Source organism: Blastopirellula marina (assembly GCF_002967765.1).
Lineage (GTDB): Bacteria > Planctomycetota > Planctomycetia > Pirellulales > Pirellulaceae > Bremerella > Bremerella marina_A.
The window spans coordinates 898,215-915,380 of sequence record NZ_PUHY01000012.1 but is presented as its reverse complement, the minus strand read 5'-3'; the positions used below and the strand labels follow the sequence as shown (position 1 = coordinate 915,380).

The following is a 17,166-nucleotide window of genomic DNA, read 5'->3' as shown; positions in this document are numbered from 1 at the left end:
ATCCGCTTTAGGGCGTCGTGATCGCCTCATCAAGGTTAAACATCGCGTGGCACACAATCGTCATTGCGGCTAGTTCGGCATCTGGTTCCACCTTTGCCTCACCTGTGGAAAGTAGTGCTCGCGTTCCCTCTGCATCCGCTTGATACCGAGCAAGCTCTTGTTGGAACAGTTCGCAGAGTAACGCTTGCTCGTCATCAGTAATTGGCCGAGAGACGATTCTCAGAAACGCTTCATCAATGGCATCTTCAACATGACCTTGATGCCTGGTCCAAACATCAGCCGCCAACATCTTCGCCGCCTCGACAAACGTTACGTCGTTCAATAGCACGAGGGCTTGCAAGGGCGTATTGGTTTGACTTCGCTGAGCGACACATACTTCACGATTAGGTGCATCAAAAGCGGTCATGTTGGGCGGCGGACTTGATCGTTTCCAGTAGGTGTATAAACTTCTGCGGTACAGCCGATCCCCGTGATCCTGCACGAACTTTTGAGCCGAGAACTCGTCGTCACCGATTGAAATCTCTTCCCATAAGCCGGGTGGTTGATAGGGTTTCACACTCCGTCCGCCGATCTCGTCTACCAGCAACCCGCTTGTAACGAGTGCTTGATCGCGAATCTCCTCGGCAGCTAATCGCAAGCGAGGACCACGTGCCAGCAGGCGATTCTCAGGATCCTGTTGGTAGGCGTCCGCTCCGGTACGGCTCGACTGGCGGTAGGTCGCACTTGAGACAATCAAGCGATGAATCGCCTTCATATCCCCTTCTTCGGCAAGCTGCGTTGCCAGGTAATCGAACAATCTCGGATGGCTTGGCAGATCGCCACGCGTTCCAAAATCGTCAACCGTTTTCACGATGCCTGTTCCAAAGAAATGCTGCCAGGCTCGGTTCACCCAGACTCGATGAGGCAAAGGACTCTCGTCATCGGTTAGCCAACGTGCCAAAGCCAATCGATTACTCGCATTTTTAGACGAATGAGGGAACAGTTGCGAGGGAACACCGGGCGAAACCTCTTCGCCCAGTTGATCCCATTGTCCGCGAATACGCACATGCGTCGTACGCGGAGTGGCTCGTTCACGCATGACCATCGTCTCAGGGAATTGTGCCCGAAGTCCACTCAGTTGGTCTTCGGCGAGTTGCTTCTGTCGTTCTAGTTTTGAAAAGCAATCCAGCTTCTTGCGGACAAAGTAACGAAGGAGCAAGTCACGCTCCTGCGCGGTTCGCTCATCAGGCGAGATCGCCAGGATCTCTTGAACTGGATTGCCACCTTGGAGCACGGCGACGTCATGTTCCGAAAGTCGACGTTGGTCAAGACGTAACTCATCCACCAGTCCGCGAAGCTTTAAGATGGTTTCACTGCGCTGGGGGGCGGTCTCACCGCTGAGTTCTGCCTCTTGCCGCTCGCTTGTTGGCTCGCTCCACGTTAATCGCTTTCCACGTACCCATAGATCTGTCTTACCTGGCTGCGGCAGATCGATCGACCACGCCAAATGCTGCCACTCATTGGTTTCCCAGCCCTCAGCCTCCGTTTCCCACTTTGTGACTTCACCAACCGTGGAAATCTGCGACAGCGTAAACTTCGTTCCCTTCTGCGAGAGTTCGACCGTCTCGCCATCGCTCGCGTGCCAGTAATACAACATGGCCTGACTGTTGATGGTGGGGTAAATCCACACACTCACAGACAGCGTTCGATCGATGTCGCGCGTTAACTGCAAATGGGTCTTACCATCGAAGAGCAATGCCTCACCATAGAGCCCAGCGACGAGCAGTGGCTCACCCTCGGCACGCTCTAACGATACTACTTTTGATTCGATTGGCAGCCGATCGAAATTAAGCTTCTCGATCAGTTGACTACTGGAAATCGTCAGCATCTGATGACCTTGCATTGCTTCCGCTTCCCATTGCGAAAGCTTATGTCGCGACTGCTCGATCGCCTGATGCATTGAATTCTCATACGAATCGATTTGCTGCTGAATCTTGTCGAGTTCACGCTGCTGTTCGGGGAGCGGGCTTTTGAACAGTGGCGCAGCGTTGCCGAACTTCCCGTCCAGCCCCTTTTCATCAATGTTGTCGAAGAAGGCGGCCATCCGGTAAAAGTCTTTTTGCGAAATGGGATCATACTTATGGTCGTGACATTGAGCGCACGCCAAAGTCATCCCAAGGAAAACTGTTCCGGTTGTGTTCACTCGATCGACGACATAAGCATGACGATACTCCTCGGCGATCGCTCCCATTTCGTCATTCACCGGTGCGTTGCGATGAAACCCGGTGGCTGTCATGCTGTCGATGGTCGGGTTTTCGATCAGATCGCCGGCAAGCTGATGCGTAACGAAGTCAGAGAAGGAGATATTTCGATTGAGCGCGTCGATCACCCAATCGCGGTAACGCCAAACATCGCGATGTCCGTCGATGCTGTAACCATGGGTGTCGGCGTAACGAGCTAAGTCGAGCCACTTCCGCGCGAAGTTCTCGCCGTAGGCCGGTGACGCGAGCAAACGGTCGATGACCTTCGCGTCTGCTTCCGGTGAATCGTCGGCGAGGTAAGCTTCGATCTCCGGCAAGGTTGGCGGCAAGCCGGTCAGGTCAAACGTGACGCGGCGGAGCCACTCGTGTTTGGTCGCGGGCGACGTGGGGTGAAGACCGTTCTGCTCAAGTTTGGCAAGTACAAATCGGTCGATTGGCGTCTTTACCCATGCTTCGTCATTTACAGTTGGAAGGTTGCCACTTTGCAGCGGTTTGAGCGACCACAACCCTTCCCACTGGGCCCCTTCTTCAATCCAACGCTTTAAGGTTGCGATCTCTTTGAGGGTCGGCTGCTTCTCCGAAGCCGGTGGAGGCATATGAATCTCGGGATCACTCGCGACAAGCCTGCGATATAACTCGCTCTGGTCTGGTTTACCAGACTCGATCTGTAGCAGGACATCCTCCTGACGATCAAAGCGAACATCCCCTTTCCGAGTCGCTGCATCCGGACCATGGCACTGGTAGCAGTTACGAGCCAGAATAGGTTGTACATCACGGGCGAAATCGATCTTTCCTTCGTCTGCGCACGCGCGACCGGTCCAAATAGCCGCCACAAGGCAAACCAATAGGAGACTAGCTCGAACGAAGAAATGCTGCCGAGAGTGCACCGGATACCTGATGAAAGAAAGGGAAACGCCTTCCTCCATCATATACGCCGAGGGGGAAATTGGTCCAAGCGCAGCCCAGCAGAACCAGCCAAACCGGACCACCTAAGCGGGTCGCAACGATTAAACGGCCAAAGTGATCCATCTCTCGACTACAGCGGGACTTAACCCAGGTTCGTCAGCCGCCCGTTGGAGTCACTGAAGTTGTCAGCGTTGATCCCCATAACCTCCAACATGCTGACGTACAGATTGCAAAGTGGCGTCTTGTCGGCATAGCGAAGATGACGCCCTGGCTTAAACGCGCCGCCAGCCCGTCCCGCGAGCACGATTGGGAGATCGTCGTGGTTGTGGCGATTACCGTCGGACAAGCCGCTACCGTACATCAGCATGCAGTTGTCCAGTAACGTCCCTTCCCCTTCCTTCACTTCCCGCATCTTGGTTAGCAGGTAGTCGAACTGCTGGATGTGGAAGCGGTTGATCTTAGCAATCTTCTTTTGCTTCTCCCCATCGTTTTGATGATGCGACAGGTCGTGGTGACCATCGCTGACTTCGACCTGCGGATAAGGGCGGTTGCTGCCGGCGTTCGTCATCATGAAGGTCGCAATGCGTGTCGCATCAGTTTGGAAAGCCAGGACCAGCATATCCATCATCAAACGAGCATGCTCCTGGAATTCAGCGGGGACGCCTTCAGGACGAGCATAGTCAGGAGCCTCGATCTCTTTCCCTTCCAGCTTGATTGCGTGGGCGACGCGACGCTCGACGTCCCGGACGCTGTGCAGGTACTCGTCCATCTTCCGGCGATCGACACTTCCCATCGTATCTTGAAGACGCTTGGCATCGTTCAGTACGAAATCGAGCACACTCTTCTTTCGGCGATTACGGAGGGCTTTGTTCTCGGCTTCTTCTGCGCTATTGCCGTTGCCAAATAGCCGATCGAATAAGGCCTGCGGATTGACCTCTTTGTTGACGAAGTTTGTATCGTTCCGCCAGCTGACGTTTGAAGAATAGACGCAGCTATAGCCCGAGTCACAGTTGCCCGACTGGGCAGACGGCTCGAGTCCTAACTCCAGCGATGGGAATCGCGTTAAGTGCGAAAGCTGTGATGCGGCGAACTGATCGACCGATACGCCATTGCGGATATCGGCTCCGTCGGTCTTGTTGGGGTGCGCACCCGTCAAGAATGATGCCACACTACGGGCGTGATCGCCGCCACCATCTCCCAATGCCCAACCGTTATGAAGCTCTAAGCCCGATAAGGGCATGATCTCGGAACGATGCTTGGACAATTGCGACAACGTAGGCGAAAGCTCTTTCAGCTCCCCTTCCCCTTTCGGCGTCCAATCGGCCATGTGCATCCCGTTGGGCACGTAAAAGAATCCCATCCGCACCGGAGGTTTCGCGGCAGGTGAATCGGTTCCGGCAGCGCGCGCAACTGGACAGATGCTTTCCAGCCAAGGTAATGCCAAGGCAGTTCCCATGCCTCGCAAGATCGTTCGTCGGCTGAGCATGGTCGTCGAATTAGGTGTCTGCGACATATTCGTTCCCTCTATTTATCCGCCACGTTTCTGAAACGATGGACTGTGAACGATCGCGTGGATCATTGAGGAGTAGTGAAAGTCATGCTTGGCCATCTCGGCTTGAACCTGCCGGATTGCACACTCGTCGTAATATTCAACACCTCGTCCCAAGGCATATGTCATCGTCTTGGAAATCAGGTTGTGGATGAATTCATCTTTGCGTTCATCGAGCAAAATCTTCTTGAGCCCGCCAGCTCCGTCAAACTTCGTTCCACTGGGCAACTCGCCACTGGCGTCGATCTGGAATCCTTCATCCTTGGTCCGCCACTTGCCGATCGCATCGTAGTTTTCCAGAGCAAATCCGATCGGGTCCATTCGAGCATGGCACGAAGCACAAGCAGCGTTCTCGCGATGCTCTTTCATACGTTGACGCAAAGAGCCACTTAACTTCTTCTGTGATTCCAACGTGGGCACGTTGGCCGGTGGATCGGGCGGTGGCGTCCCCAGCACGTTGTCGAGGATCCACTTACCACGCTTCACCGGGCTGGTTCGCGTTGGATTAGAGGTGACCGTCAGCACACTGGCCTGGGTCAAAATGCCGCCGCGGTTTGGATCTTTGAGCGGGACTTTACGGAACTCCTCACCATAAACTCCGTCGATACCATAATGCTTTGCCAAACGCTCATTGAGGAACGAGTAATCGGCTGAAATCAAATCGAGAACGCTACGATCTTCCTCGACAATCGACTGAAAAAATCGCTCGGTTTCGGTTCGCATGTCTTCGGCCAGTTTCGGGTTGTAATCACGAAACTTTCGGCGATCAGGCTGCACCGTTTCCAGCTTCCGCATTTCCAGCCACTGACCGGCAAAGTTCTTGGTCAGCGCGATTGCTTTCGGATTGGCCAGCATGCGCGTCACTTGAGCATCTAGGTTTTGTCGCAGTGTTCCTTTCCAGGCATGCTCCAACAACTCTTCATCGGGCATCGTGCTCCAGAGGAAGTAACTTAGCCGCGTGGCGAGTTCATAGTCGCTGAGGGTGTAGCTTTCGCCTTCCGTTTGCCCAGCTTCCACTTTGAATAAGAAGTGGGGTGAGCAAAGGATCCCGACAACAACCTCACGGATTGAACCCTCAAAGTTGAGTCCATCTTCTTTGGCCATGCCGTATAGGATCATCAAACGCTCCATCTCGCCGTTGGTCACTGGGCGCCGAAATGCACGTGAGGCGAAACGAGCGATTACTTGCTGAGCGGCTTGAAGTTCGTCCAATCCCTTCTCGCCAGGCCGGACGAAAATAATGCGTTTGTGGGCATCGGGATAGCGATCACCGAGATTGTGATCAGGACCTATTAGGACGATCTTGTTGATGAACAAATTACGATCGCGTCGATTTGGATCTGCACTGCCAGGATCGTAATGATCGTTCAGAAAGGCGACTTCAACCGTTTGCTTGCCCCGTGGGAATCGCGCCGTGATTTCAAACGGACTATCGATTGCCGAGGTATTGCGGACGCTGAAGGTCTCCTTTTCCTTGCCACCCAATTGAACGCTCATCTTGGCGGGCTCGTCGCCAGACTGACTGGCGAATGCGTAAACGGCCAACCTGTAGCGACCAGGTTCGAGCTCGACATCGAACCGTCCCGTGTTGTTTGAGGCGAACGACAACTGGCTCCCGGAGGCCTTGCCATGCTTCAGATTGAACTTGGCCAGTGGAAGGTCGCGACGAGGAATTAGCGAAGTCTCATCGACCACGATCGCCTGCGAGGCAATCTCGTCCGCAGCTTCATAGAACTTTTCAAACAGCAAAGGTGACGTCGAAAGGACATCGCCGATGTTATCAAAGCCGTAGCCGACGTCATCAGCGGGCAACGTTTCGGTCGCTTGATAGGCGATGCCCATCAGATCTCGAATGGTGTTCTCGTACTCAACACGATTGAGACGGCGAATCGTTTCTCGACCAGGATTAATCGGTCTGTCGCAATCAATGCTTGAGAGGGCGTCCTGCGTCCACGTTAACGCGGCTCGTAACTCCTCGGCCGTTGGTTGGTCGGAATCTTCTGGGGGCATGCTTCCGTTGACCAACATGTCCAGCACAGAAGTCCACTTCTTACGACCCACCGTGGTGACCTCGTCAAAGTTGCGGAACTTTGTCAGGTCGAGCCCTGCTTCAGGGGAATCGCTGGAGTGGCAGTCGATGCAGTAGGTCTTGAGAAATGGAACAATCTTCCCGTGATAGGCCCGGTCCAGCTCGGTACGGTCTGCCGCTCGCGCAGGCAACGTCCACAACGCGCAAGCAAGAGGGACCAGGAATGAAAGCGCAACGCGACACAAGCGTCCACGCAGAAACCACAACATCGGTCGGGAGTCCTGATGGGGAAGAATTCGAGAGATAAAGGCGGGATTAAGGGAAGGATCAGTAGTTGATTATAGAAACGGCGCCCGTTTGCGTCCATCAAAATGACGCCGTAACGGGCGCAAGGCAAAGGGTGTCGCCCACGAAACAGGGCAACACCCCTCAAAGCAACTATTTACCGCAGTCTTAGCCGTTGAAACGACTAAGAGCGAGCGTGATATTCTGACCGCCGAAGCCAAAGCTGTTGTTTAATGCGATATCGCATTTTGCTTCGCGGGCTTCGTTCGGGATGTAATCCAGATCGCAATTGTCGTCTGGATTTTCGTAGTTGATTGTCGGCGGCAAAACCTTATCGCGGATGGCCAATAAGCAGACTATCGCTTCGGTCACTCCAGCGGCGGCAATCAGGTGTCCCATCATGCTCTTCGTGCTAGAAACCGGAATCTTCTTGGCAAGTTCGCCGAATGCTTCATGGCAGCAAAGGGTTTCGACCTTATCGTTAACCGTGGTGCTGGTACCGTGAGCGTTGACATAGTTAACTTGCTCTGGCGTAATCCCAGCATCTTGCATCGCCATCTTCATGCAGGCGATACCGCCACGACCTTCTGGGTGGGTGTCGGTAATGCGGAAAGCATCCGCCGTCGTGCCATAACCGATAATCTCGCCAAAGATCTGGGCGCCGCGGGCTTTGGCGTGCTCCAACTCTTCGAGAACGACCATCGAAGCACCTTCACCGAGCACAAAGCCATCGCGTTCACGGTCGAACGGACGCGATGCCCTGGTAGGCTCGTCGTTACGCGTGGACAACGCGGTCAGCAGATTGAAGCCGGTCACGCCGAAGGGATGGATCATTGAGTGAGCCCCACCAGAGAGCATCACGTCGACGGTGCCGCGGCGTATCAATTCGCGAGCTTCACCAATCGCCTGACTTGAAGCAGCACAAGCGGTTAAGCAATTGAGGTTAGGCCCTTGAGCGTTGAACAACGAAGCCAAGTGACCGCATGGCATACTTGGATCTTGTTCCATTTCGCGACGTGGATCGAGCGTAGCCAAACCTTTGCGAATGAACGCGGCTTTGTCCCAATCGGTTTCTTTGCTGCTGATCGCCGCGACCACCATATTGGTGAACGTATGGAAATCTTGATCCCCTTCTCCGCATCCCAGGTAAACACCAAAGCGCGTAGGATCTTTGATCGCATCGAGCACGCCGGAAGATTCTACGGCTTGCTTGGCAGCACCGATGGCAAAGCGTGTATGTCGACCCGCTTTCTCCCAATCAGCGATCTTCTCGCCACACTTGGTGACGTCCCAGTCCTTGACCTCAGCCGAGATCTTAGTGGGGAAATTGGATGCATCGAAGACGGTCGTGTAACCGACGCCAGAGGCACCTTCTTTTAGGCCTTTCCAGACCGTTTCCACATCGTGCCCCATGGGATTGACCATGCCGACACCGGTGACAACGACTCGCCTCGTCATAGAAGATTCTCTCCGCGTTCAATCGCTGCCGACGGGACAGAAGTTGCCCGCCTGACTGGCTACACTTAAATTCTATTCCGCCCATCGCAGGCGGCAAAACTCACGAAACCGAAGGGGTTTTGGCCAACTCGATTTCTGCCTGAACCATGTAATCGGGAGGCTGAAGCGGAGAGCCATCTTTCGCTTTCCCAACTTCATACAGCCCCATCAACCGGAGCATCGAGAGGAAGTCGGCCGGATAGAACAACTCGCGTTGCTCTCCCTTGTCGCTCAAGTGAGCAAAGAACAGCTCGACTTCCGCATGTAGCTTGTCGCCAATGTGGCTAGTGGCCGAAACGTACGCTCCGTTTTCGCGAATGTCGTTCATCACGGCAGTGTAAGTCAGACGGTCGCCAGGATGGGCGGTACCGTGGAACGTCGCCTTGGCAACCTTGGCCAAGACAACCCGTTCGCGGAAGTCATAGACCTCGCCTGCGAGAACACCACCGGTCTGAGCAATTCCTTCGATCACCAGCGAATGCGGCATGACCGGAAGGTAGCGGAAGTGATCGTGCAGGTGGTCTTCAGCCAACGAAATGCACTTGACCGACTTAGCGGATTTGCCGCTCTCGAACTCAATGAATTTGTCGATCCAAAACCAGCGCATTTCAGCAGCTTCCTTCGCCTCTTAATCTTTGGCCTGTTACGCAACACGGTCCGCACCAAAGACGGGCGGACCGATTGATTGCACTGTTTGCCTTGTAAAAACTAGGCCAGCTTCGACTTAACGTAGCTGCACATGTCGTTGACGGTCAGCAGATTGCCAAAATCGGAAACGACTGGATTCGCTTCAAACTTGCTCAGATCAGCAAACGGCATCCGCTTCTTCAACTCGGTCAGACCTTCTGGAGTGACCTTACCGTTCTGAACGTATTCGGCGTTGGTCAGAATGTCTTCCGGGAACAGCTCATCACGCGGAATGGTGATACCAAACGCCTTCTCCAGGCGGAACACGATGTCCAAGAAGTCGATCGATTCGGCACCTAGATCGCCCACCATGGTCGCCTCTGGTACCACTTCTTCCTCGTCGACGCCCAAAGCGTCTACCAAGGCTTCGCGGACCTTTTCAAAAACTTCGTCATCCGAGGGTGCCATAATTGATTTCTCTCCGACTTGGGAAAAGACTGGCTTATCTAGCTGAAAAACGTTGGCCCTAAGCGACTCAGGGATGCCGCACGCTGCGACTTGGGTAACGATTGTCTACACCGACGAATTCTGGCGGCACAGCAGATCGTATTGTTGTTTGAGTTGGCGGATCGCACATTGATCCGTGGTGTTCGGCTGGTCGGTACCAGACGAGTTGTAACTTTCCAGTACGATGCGAGAACTGACTGCAACGTTTCCATTCACTTCGCCTGATACTTTCAGCGAAGCCAGGTTGCCGTCGGTTTTCAGCAGTTCGGCTTTGACGATCAGGATTTCTCCTGGTTCGACAAAGTTGCCATACTTGACGTTGCGTGCTTCTTTCAGCACGGTCAGGCTGTGGCTAAAGTTGTTGGTGACACGAACGAGCCAGGCACCGGTCTGTGTCATGGCTTCCAACATCAATACGCCAGGCATGACGGGAAACCGTGGAAAGTGATCCTGAAGATACTCTTCGGCAAGGCTCAAGCATTTGACCGCTGAAATCCGCTCGCCAGGATGAATCTCCGAGATTTGATCGATCAGACAGAACTTCATCTCAGCTCACTAGCGATTCCGATGTTTTGCCAATGTCCTTAGGGACCTTCCGCCGGGAAATTAAAGCTTAGCAGTATACCCAGCCAATCTCACCCTCACAAGTTCACAACAAGCCGGCCAAATCGGGATTATCCTAAGGTCTTAGTGACTTGTGTGTTGCCGCTAACCTAAGCAAATAACGCCACTTACGGAAGATCACTTCCCTATCAAAGCGGCTCTTCCAGCGAAAACGTTTAGCAACTACCAGCGTGGACTAGATCTTAGTGGGTACGGAAGTCGCCTCCAGATGCCTATAATAAGGTCACGTGGCGACAGAACCTTTTTGCCTAACCCCTTGTCGTCACATTGCTTCCTAAAAGCAACCGACCATTCGCCGGTTTGGCAGCTATCCGCGAGAATCCATCATGTCGACCGTTTCCTTGGGATCGTACGATTTTGCCCCTTATCGGTCCCTTTCGAACGAAGAACTCCATCAACGCATCCAGAAAGTCCGCGAGGATTTGGGCAGCAAATTGCTGATCCTGGGACATCACTACCAACAGGACGAGGTAATCGAACTGTCTGACCTGCGCGGTGATAGCTATCAATTGAGCAAATTGGCAGCTGAAAGCAGCGACTGCCGGTTCATCGCGTTCTGTGGCGTCCATTTCATGGCCGAAACCGCCGATATCCTGGCAAATCGTCCCGAGAAGGTTGCCGAGCGAGAGGGTCAGCGAGTCACGGTAATCCTGCCTGACATGGCCGCAGGTTGTTCAATGGCTGATATGGCCGCGATCGAGCAGGTAGAGAACGCCTGGGACGATCTCGGGGAAGTGATCGACACCAACGATATTACGCCGGTCACCTATATCAACTCCGCCGCCAGCCTGAAAGCATTTGTGGGCAAGCATGGCGGCATCGTTTGTACCTCAAGTAACGCTGATAAAGCCTTGAAATGGGCGTTCAACCGAACCAGTCGCGTCCTCTTCTTCCCTGACCAGCACCTAGGACGCAACACGGCGTTGACCATGGGAATTACGGAACAACAAATGCCGGTCTGGAACCCTTACGCTGGCGATCTAGGTGGCAGCACAGAGGCGCAACTCGTTGATAGCAAAGTAATTCTGTGGCAGGGCCATTGCAGCGTGCACCAGATGTTCAAGAAGGAGCATGTGGAAGCATTTCGGCAAAATCACCCTGGAATCAAGATTCTCGTCCACCCTGAGTGCATGCGAGAAGTGAACGAGATCGCCGATGTCTCGGGATCGACTGGTAAGATCATCGAAACAGTTCGCAATAGCCCGGCCGGTACCCAGTGGGCAATTGGAACGGAACTCCATTTGGTGAATCGACTTAAGAAGGAACATCCAGAGCAAGAAATCCACTTTCTCTCACCGGTGGTTTGCATGTGCGCCACGATGTACCGCATCGACTTGGCTCATCTTTGTTGGTCCCTGGAAAATCTGGCCGCTGGCACTCCCGTCAACGAAATCCATGTCGACGAGGAAACCGCCAAGTGGTCGCGGGTTGCCCTCGAACGGATGCTGGAAGTTTCGGCATAACCGAAAAAGACAGAGCAATGCGTCATTGAGGCGGGCAGTGTGCGAACATCCCGCCCCACCCTAAAGAGGTCTTCTGCGGGCTTCCTAACTGTAAAGTGCTCAAAAACTTGACGCTTGTTAAATTGGGCAACTATATTAGACTTTGAGATAAATTCGGCCAGTGCCTATGCGCTGGAACGGTAAGCCCCTTTTCCAACCCGCAGGCGGTTTCCGCATGACTCTTCGCACGATTCGCACTTCCTGGTTGCTACTCGCTTTGACGTTTGTATTCGCGTCATCTGCGATGTCGATTTCTCTCGCCGAAGTTGCTGCTCCCGAACAGGTTCAGGAAACTGCCCAAGACGCGATTCGCCTCGCTCAAGCCAACCCACCGAATCGTAAGTTTGCCGACGGGGTGCTGACCACGATCCCGATGCAATACGAGGCGAAGGACACGTTTTCGCCTGCTGAGCAGTACCAAGACATTTTGAAGGGCATTCCGAATCTAAATTGGACGCCCAACTTCATGTCCGACACCCGGACGCTGGAATCGATGGCCAGCAAAGTCATCTTCCGCCGTGACGTCTGGGGCCTGGAATTCGCATTCAAGCCAGTCCGCATGATCGAAGTGGGCGTGCCCCAACCGAGTGGTAAACTTCAGAAGAAGCTCGTGTGGTACATGGTCTACAAGGTGACTAATCATGGCGAACCCCTTCGCCGCGTTCCGGTGAAAGACAAGTTCGATAATATCAAATATGAAGTGAAGCAGATTGAAGGTTTGCCGTCTGCCCCGATCCGCTTCTTCCCTCGCTTTGTCCTCGAAGCTCAGGACACAAAGGTAAAAAAGGAGTACTTGGACCGCATCATTCCAGCCGCGATGGATGCCATTGCCCAGCGAGAAACGGGTGGCAGCAAGCTGTACAACTCGGTTGAAATCAGCCGTTTTGATATCCCCGTTACTGGCGAGGATCAGGACAACAGCATCTGGGGCGTCGTGATGTGGGAAGATGTGGATCCGGAAACCGACTTCTTCAGCATCTACATCGATGGCCTAACCAATGCGTTCCGCTGGAACGACAAGGACGAACAATTCGATTCCAGTGCCGCCCCGCTGACCTATCGTCAGTACCAGCAAAAGACGCTGAAACTCAATTTCTGGCGTCCAGGCGATCGTTTGGACGAAAACGAGCGGGAAATCCGCTTCGGTGCCCCGGGGCAGGTTGACTACGAGTGGATCTTCCGGTAAAAAACGAGTTTTCCCTGGGCAACTTATTCCCGTCCGGGGAAATCAAGATCCAATAAAGCTAACGCCGCATCTTTCAATTGCGGCCTCGTAAAGATACCTCAGGAGCAGATGTCATGGCCCATAAGAAAGGTCAAGGTTCCAGCCGCAACGGTCGCGATTCTAACCCACAGTATCGTGGTGTTAAGAAGTACGGCGGCCAAGCAGTGAAGGCTGGTAGCATTCTCGTTCGCCAATTGGGCACCAAGTTTCGTGCGGGCAAGAACGTCGGCATGGGCAAGGATTATACCCTGTTCGCTCTCACCGAAGGCACCGTCATGTTCGACCAAGGTAGCCGTCGCGTAAACATCGTCACCGCGGAAGCGAACTAGCTTAGCGAGTCCGCTCCTTCCCTTCTCAGGGCTGGGACGTACGATTCGCAGCAGTAGAACACCAAATAGGGATGGTCGACTCGACCATCCCTATTTTTATTCGCCCTGTGAATCGCTGGCGTTGCCGATCCCCTTCACTCTCCCCATCACAAAGCAAACATGTTTGTCGATCGCGTACAAATCGAAGTTGAAGCCGGCAGTGGCGGAAATGGCTGCTCCAGCTTTCGCCGAGAGCGATACATCCCCAAAGGGGGACCTGACGGCGGCGATGGCGGCGACGGTGGAAGCATCTTGATCGTCGCCGAAGAAGGAGTGAACAGCCTCGTCCAGCTGTCGCACCAGCATCACTGGCGTGGAAAACGCGGGGGCCACGGGGGAGGTGCCAATCGAACTGGTCGCAAAGGCGAGGACATCGTCATCAAGGTTCCCCCCGGAACAGTCGTTTACGATGCGAAGGAAAACTTCGTCCTTAAGGACTTGGCCAAAGATGGCGACCAACTGATTGCGGCTCGCGGCGGTAAAGGTGGCCGTGGCAATCAGAGCTTTAAGACCTCAACCAATCGAGCGCCTCGCGAATGCCAACCAGGCGATCCCGGCGAAAAGCGACTGTTGACACTCGAACTGAAGTCAATCGCCGATGTTGGCTTGATCGGCAAGCCTAATGCGGGCAAAAGCACGATGCTCTCGCGACTATCGCGGGCTCGTCCAGAAATCGCTGACTACCCGTTCACAACAAAGTTCCCAAATCTCGGACAGGTCCAAGTCGACATGGACACTTCGTTCGTGTTAGCCGATATCCCAGGACTAATCGAGGGAGCATCCGAAGGGGTTGGCCTAGGACACGAGTTCCTGCGTCACGTAGAGCGAGCCGGTCTGCTGGTTCACTTGGTAGAACCTGCCCCAATTGATGGTTCGGATCCTCTTGAGAACTATCGTTCAATTCGACACGAACTTGAAGCGTATAATCCACAGCTGGCGGCGCGTCCTGAAATTGCCTGCGTGACGAAAGCTGAGCTCCCCGAGGCGGAGGAGACTCATGCAAAGTTACAACAGGAACTAGGCCGTGAAATGTTTTTGATCTCGGCCGTTACCGGGCAGGGTCTCAATCAGCTGGTTCGAGAAGTCGCCTCCCAACTGGAGGCCGCCAAGCGCGAAACGGAGGGTACTTAGTGTCACTTGAATCGTTCGTCACCATCGACATCGGCAATTCACGAGTCCATTTTGGCCGATTTGAAGGGTTCAGCGCCGACGAGGCTAGTCCGCCTGTTTCTACGTTCTCTTACCCAACGTCGTCGACCGACATCAAAGGCTTGCGAGCCTGGCTCAGCGAAGAGAAACTGCCTTGGTTTGCGGTTAGTGTTCACCGCCCTGCCCTGGCCTCGCTCGAAGCATTCTCGAAAATCGAACATCGCGTGGCGTCGTTTCAGGCGTTTGGTTACCAGCAACTGCCGATTGAAATCGCATTGCCAGAGCCAGGCAAAGTTGGCGCCGACCGATTAGCTGCCGCCGTGGCCGCGAATTCCTTACGCGCGACTGATCGACCGGCGATTGTCGTCGACGCCGGAACTGCCATTACGGTCGACGCGGTTTCTGTTGATGGTAAGTTTGTCGGCGGAGCTATCTTGCCTGGCATGCGAACGTCGGCCAAGGCATTGGCGGCTCAAACTGATGCCTTACCGCAGATTGAAGTCGACCTGCAGAATTGCCCGCAAGCGATCGGCACCAACACCACGGAAGCCATGCAAAGCGGGCTGTTTTGGGGCTCAGTCGGAGCGGTCCGAGAAACGATTCATCGCGTCTCCGAACAACTTGGCTCAGATAATCCACCACAGATATTCATTTCTGGAGGCGATGTAAACTACCTGGCCCCTTGGATGAATCTTGAGATTCAAACCGTCGACCACTTAGTTCTTCGTGGCGTCGGCTTGGCAGCCCAGCAGGCTAAGCAGTAAAGACTACGCAGGCGTTACACTGCGGTAAACGTCGGCCAGCGTCTGCTTTAGCGTCAAGCGCGTAAGCTCGCCAATCGCATCTTTCAGCTTGTTTACATCGGCGATCGGCTGCTGTGCTGGCTCTGGCTTTTCAGCAACAGCCTCAATCGCATTACCACTAATCTCGCACAGGACGTTCCAGATGTCCGCGGTCGTCACAGCAGTGCCGCTACCGACATTGAACGTCTCACCCCAAACGTCTTTCTCAACGAGTAATCGATAGATTCGAACGACATCGCGGACATCACTCAGATCGAGAGAGGTCGTCAGCGAGCGAACCTTTTGCGGTGAGACACCTGAAGCTACCTTCCGGCACCATTCCGGAACCAAGTAAATCGGACTTTGCCCGGGACCGGTGTGATTGAAAGCCCGAACGATAAGTACTTGAAGCCCTTCACAAATACGATCGCGGAGGACATTTTCTGCCGCCCACTTGCTATGGGCGTAGCCCCCTTTGGGTTGCGGCGGATCGCTTTCCGCTGCCAGTGGGTGCTCGGCCGTGCGGGAGCCGTACACCTTACTGCTGCTCACGAACACAACCTTTGGCGCGGAAGGAAGGGCGAGCGCCAGCTCTGCAACATGGCGAGTTCCGAGGATATTCACGGCTTGGCAGGTATCGGTCGGCAAGTCATCTCCACAGCTGCCGGGATGACTGATCGCCGCAAGATGATAGATCACATCGGGTGAAAACTCTTTGAGTGCATCGATTAAACTAGGCGTAGCGGGCTGCGAGATATCCCAAGCCAACTTGTCAGCGGTCGCTGGCTGACGGCTGATGCAGGTTCCCCAGACATTGTCTCCGCAATCACTCAAATGCGAAGCAAGGTGTTGGCCGACAAATCCGTTAATGCCGGTGATCAGGGAATTCACGGCTGCTCCTGTTTCATCTTCAACTCGAGTTTAACCCGCTTCATGTCCTCGTCCACCATCATGTGTACGAGCTGCTCGAAAGAGACCTTTGGCTGCCAGCCCAATTCCTTCTTGGCCTTCGCAGGATTGCCGCAGAGCGTATTCACATCGGCAGGGCGATAGAACCTTTCGTCGACGACGACGTGCTCTTCCCAGTCTATATTCACACGATCGAAAGCCAACTTGGCGAATTCGCGGACGGTATATTTCTTGCCAGTGGCAACAACATAGTCGTCCGGCTTTTCGGCTTGCAGCATCAGCCACATCGCTTCGACATAGTCGCCAGCAAAACCCCAGTCGCGTTCGGCATCGAGATTGCCCAATCGCAGTTCCTTTTGCAATCCATGGGCAATGCGCGCTACCGCGTAGGAGATCTTTCGCGTGACAAACTCAATGCCACGTAGCGGTGATTCGTGATTAAACAAAATTCCACTGCACGCGAACATATTGTAGCTTTCGCGATAGTTCACCGTCATCCAATGGCCGTACATCTTGGATACACCATACGGACTACGCGGCCAGAAGGGTGTCTTCTCGGTTTGCGGTTCTTCCTGAACCTTACCAAACATCTCGCTACTAGACGCTTGGTAAAAGCGAATGTTCGGATCAACCGTTCGGATCGCTTCCAAGATGCGCGTGATGCCCAAAGCGGTGACTTCCCCCGTCAGGATCGGCTGATCGAAACTGGTAGGGACGAAGCTCTGCGCGGCCAGGTTGTACACCTCGGTCGGCTTCACTTCTTCCAGCAGGCGAATGAGAGCCATCTGATCGAGCAAGTCGCCTTGGTGCAGCGTGATCAAATCGGTCAAATCGGCAATCCGCTCGAAAGGGAGCGTACTGCCGCGGCGGACCATGCCGTGCACCTGGTACCCTTTGTCCAGGAGCAGCTTGGCCAAGTAAGCTCCGTCTTGCCCGGTGATACCGGTGATCAGTGCGACTCGCATCA

The 17,166-nt window shown here is 54.2% G+C and carries 13 protein-coding genes and 1 pseudogene; 5 read left to right on the top strand and 9 right to left on the bottom strand.

Translation table 11 applies throughout. The features are described 5' to 3' along the window. Window positions 1-7: 7 nt before the first annotated feature. From C5Y83_RS20285 to C5Y83_RS20255, 7 genes are all read right to left on the bottom strand, one after another. Complete coding sequence (locus C5Y83_RS20285) at window positions 8-3,073, bottom strand: DUF1553 domain-containing protein (RefSeq protein WP_158262427.1); 3,066 nt, start codon at window positions 3,071-3,073, stop codon at window positions 8-10. Window positions 3,074-3,288: 215 nt separating this feature from the next. Continuing rightward, window positions 3,289-4,659: a DUF1552 domain-containing protein gene (locus C5Y83_RS20280; RefSeq protein ID WP_105331565.1), complete on the bottom strand. Its 1,371-nt coding sequence runs from the start codon at window positions 4,657-4,659 to the stop codon at window positions 3,289-3,291. Window positions 4,660-4,674: 15 nt separating this feature from the next. Continuing rightward, window positions 4,675-6,993 (bottom strand): DUF1592 domain-containing protein, encoded by a 2,319-nt coding sequence (locus tag C5Y83_RS20275; RefSeq protein ID WP_105331564.1) that lies wholly within the window; start codon window positions 6,991-6,993, stop codon window positions 4,675-4,677. A 184-nt stretch (window positions 6,994-7,177) separates the two neighbouring features. Continuing rightward, on the bottom strand, window positions 7,178-8,467 hold the full coding sequence (locus C5Y83_RS20270; protein ID WP_105331563.1) for a beta-ketoacyl-[acyl-carrier-protein] synthase family protein: 1,290 nt from the start codon (window positions 8,465-8,467) through the stop codon (window positions 7,178-7,180). 100 nt (window positions 8,468-8,567) lie between these two features. Continuing rightward, window positions 8,568-9,113, bottom strand: a complete 546-nt coding sequence (locus tag C5Y83_RS20265) for a beta-hydroxyacyl-ACP dehydratase (RefSeq protein ID WP_105331562.1) — start codon at window positions 9,111-9,113, stop codon at window positions 8,568-8,570. A gap of 101 nt (window positions 9,114-9,214) precedes the next feature. Continuing rightward, window positions 9,215-9,601 (bottom strand): acyl carrier protein, encoded by a 387-nt coding sequence (locus C5Y83_RS20260; protein WP_105331561.1) that lies wholly within the window; start codon window positions 9,599-9,601, stop codon window positions 9,215-9,217. Between the two features lie 105 nt (window positions 9,602-9,706). Continuing rightward, a complete protein-coding gene (locus C5Y83_RS20255) occupies window positions 9,707-10,186 on the bottom strand; it encodes a 3-hydroxyacyl-ACP dehydratase FabZ family protein (protein ID WP_105331560.1) in 480 nt (159 codons plus the stop codon). 404 nt (window positions 10,187-10,590) lie between these two features. Between C5Y83_RS20255 and nadA the strand changes: the two genes are divergently transcribed. The 5 genes and pseudogenes from nadA (at window position 10,591) to C5Y83_RS20230 (ending at window position 15,272) form a co-directional block, all read left to right on the top strand. Next, window positions 10,591-11,727 (top strand): quinolinate synthase NadA, encoded by a 1,137-nt coding sequence (nadA, locus tag C5Y83_RS20250; RefSeq protein WP_105331559.1) that lies wholly within the window; start codon window positions 10,591-10,593, stop codon window positions 11,725-11,727. A 214-nt stretch (window positions 11,728-11,941) separates the two neighbouring features. After that, on the top strand, window positions 11,942-12,952 hold the full coding sequence (locus tag C5Y83_RS20245) for a hypothetical protein (RefSeq protein WP_146117851.1): 1,011 nt from the start codon (window positions 11,942-11,944) through the stop codon (window positions 12,950-12,952). 113 nt (window positions 12,953-13,065) lie between these two features. Then, window positions 13,066-13,320 carry a 50S ribosomal protein L27 gene (gene rpmA / locus C5Y83_RS20240; protein WP_105331557.1) on the top strand — a complete coding sequence of 85 codons (255 nt, stop codon included), beginning with the start codon at window positions 13,066-13,068 and terminating at the stop codon, window positions 13,318-13,320. A gap of 159 nt (window positions 13,321-13,479) precedes the next feature. Next, window positions 13,480-14,481: pseudogene (gene obgE, locus C5Y83_RS20235) on the top strand (GTPase ObgE); the annotation flags it as partial. An 8-nt stretch (window positions 14,482-14,489) separates the two neighbouring features. Then, on the top strand, window positions 14,490-15,272 hold the full coding sequence (locus C5Y83_RS20230; RefSeq protein ID WP_105331555.1) for a type III pantothenate kinase: 783 nt from the start codon (window positions 14,490-14,492) through the stop codon (window positions 15,270-15,272). 3 nt (window positions 15,273-15,275) lie between these two features. On the opposite strand, the gene C5Y83_RS20225 is transcribed toward C5Y83_RS20230, so the two are convergent. Next, on the bottom strand, window positions 15,276-16,181 hold the full coding sequence (locus C5Y83_RS20225; RefSeq protein WP_105331554.1) for an NAD-dependent epimerase/dehydratase family protein: 906 nt from the start codon (window positions 16,179-16,181) through the stop codon (window positions 15,276-15,278). Beyond that, complete coding sequence (gmd, locus tag C5Y83_RS20220; protein ID WP_105331553.1) at window positions 16,178-17,164, bottom strand: GDP-mannose 4,6-dehydratase; 987 nt, start codon at window positions 17,162-17,164, stop codon at window positions 16,178-16,180. Before gmd ends, C5Y83_RS20225 begins: the two co-directional genes overlap by 4 nt. Window positions 17,165-17,166: the final 2 nt, after the last annotated feature.

Bases quoted from the DNA above. Each gene is read 5' to 3' on its own strand.
- C5Y83_RS20245 (WP_146117851.1), top strand. From the start codon at position 11,942: ATGACTCTTCGCACGATTCGCACTTCCTGGTTGCTACTCGCTTTGACG.
- C5Y83_RS20255 (WP_105331560.1), bottom strand. From the start codon at position 10,186: ATGAAGTTCTGTCTGATCGATCAAATCTCGGAGATTCATCCTGGCGAG.
- C5Y83_RS20270 (WP_105331563.1), bottom strand. From the start codon at position 8,467: ATGACGAGGCGAGTCGTTGTCACCGGTGTCGGCATGGTCAATCCCATG.
- C5Y83_RS20260 (WP_105331561.1), bottom strand. From the start codon at position 9,601: ATGGCACCCTCGGATGACGAAGTTTTTGAAAAGGTCCGCGAAGCCTTG.
- C5Y83_RS20275 (WP_105331564.1), bottom strand. From the start codon at position 6,993: ATGTTGTGGTTTCTGCGTGGACGCTTGTGTCGCGTTGCGCTTTCATTC.
- C5Y83_RS20265 (WP_105331562.1), bottom strand. From the start codon at position 9,113: ATGCGCTGGTTTTGGATCGACAAATTCATTGAGTTCGAGAGCGGCAAA.
- rpmA (WP_105331557.1), top strand. From the start codon at position 13,066: ATGGCCCATAAGAAAGGTCAAGGTTCCAGCCGCAACGGTCGCGATTCT.
- C5Y83_RS20280 (WP_105331565.1), bottom strand. From the start codon at position 4,659: ATGTCGCAGACACCTAATTCGACGACCATGCTCAGCCGACGAACGATC.
- nadA (WP_105331559.1), top strand. From the start codon at position 10,591: ATGTCGACCGTTTCCTTGGGATCGTACGATTTTGCCCCTTATCGGTCC.
- gmd (WP_105331553.1), bottom strand. From the start codon at position 17,164: ATGCGAGTCGCACTGATCACCGGTATCACCGGGCAAGACGGAGCTTAC.